This is a genomic window from Pseudomonas sp. HMSC08G10 (assembly GCF_001808425.1).
In the GTDB taxonomy this organism is placed as follows: Bacteria; Pseudomonadota; Gammaproteobacteria; order Pseudomonadales; family Pseudomonadaceae; genus Aquipseudomonas; species Aquipseudomonas guariconensis.
Map to the genome: position 1 here is coordinate 1 of NZ_KV793334.1, position 1,472 is coordinate 1,472.

General features: G+C 63.6%; 1 protein-coding gene. It reads right to left on the reverse strand.

Features of this window, described 5'->3' with window-relative positions:
• Window positions 1-1,472 (reverse strand): acetolactate synthase large subunit (locus tag HMPREF3173_RS22060; RefSeq protein WP_070576745.1); only part of this gene is annotated, 1,472 nt, incomplete at both ends.

Below are 1,472 nucleotides of genomic sequence, written 5' to 3' on the forward strand. Positions count from 1 at the left end.
GGGGTCTTGATGCAGTGCTCGAGCAGCGGCAGCAGGCCTTCGGCGCTTTCGACACGGTGACCGTTGGCACCGTAGGCTTCAGCGTACTTGACGAAGTCCGGGTTGCCGTAGTCCAGGCCGAAGTCGGTGAAGCCCATGTTGGCCTGCTTCCAGCGGATCATGCCGTAGCCGTCGTCACGCAGGATCACCACGGTGATGTGCATGCCCAGACGTACTGCAGTCTCCAGCTCCTGGCTGTTCATCATGAAGCCACCGTCACCGCACACCGAGATGACCGGGCGGTCTGGGTACACCAGATGCGCCGCCATGGCCGACGGCAGACCGGCGCCCATGGTTGCCAGGGCATTGTCCAGCAGCACGGTGTTGGGCTTGTGGGCCTTGTAGTTGCGGGCGAACCAGATTTTGTAGATGCCGTTGTCCAGGGCCACGATGCCTTCGGACGGCAGGACGCGGCGGATGTCCGCGACCAGACGCTGCGGGTAGACCGGGAAGCGGTCATCGTCCTTGCCTTCGGCGATCTGCGCTTCGTTGGCTTCGCGGATCGCCAGCAGGCGGGTGAAGTCCCAGTGCGAGGTGTCGCCCAAGCCTTCGCCGATCTGCCAGACGGCATTGGCGATGTCGCCGATCACTTCGATCTGCGGGAAGTACACGGCGTCGACTTCTGCGGAGCGGAAGTTGACGTGGATGACTTCGGTACCGCCACGCACCATGAAGAACGGCGGCTTCTCGATGACGTCGTGGCCGATGTTGATGATCAGGTCGGCCGCTTCGATGGCGCGGTGCACGAAGTCGCCGGACGACAGCGCGGCGTTGCCCAGGAAGCTCGGATGGCGCTCGTCCACCACACCTTTGCCCAGCTGGGTGGTGACGAATGGAATGCCGGTCTTGTCGATCAGCTGCTTGAGGACCTTGGCAGTCATCTTGCGGTTGGCGCCGGCACCGATCACTAGGATCGGGCTGCGGGCGTTGCGCAGCTTCTCGATGGCCGCTTCGATGGCCACGTGCTCGGCCAGCGGGCGGCGGTGCAGGCTGGGCTGGATCGGCATGGCATCGGTCTGCTCGGCTGCGATGTCTTCCGGCAGTTCCAGGTGCACAGCGCCGGGTTTTTCTTCTTCAGCCAGGCGGAAGGCTTCGCGCATGCGGGCCGGGATGTTGTCGGCCGAGGCGAACTGGTGGGTGTACTTGGTGATGGGGTCCATCATGCCGCACACATCGATGATCTGGAAGCGGCCCTGCTTGGACTTCTTGATCGGCTTTTGGCCGGTGATCATCATCATCGGCATACCGCCCAGGTAGGCGTAGGCGCTAGCGGTCACCAGGTTGGTGGCACCTGGGCCGAGAGTCGACAGGCTGACGCCGGTCTTGCCGGTCAGACGGCCATAGGTGGCGGCCATGAAGCCCGCGGACTGCTCATGGCGGGTCAGAACCAGCTTGATCTTCGACTTGCGCAGGGATTCCAGCAGGTCGAGGTT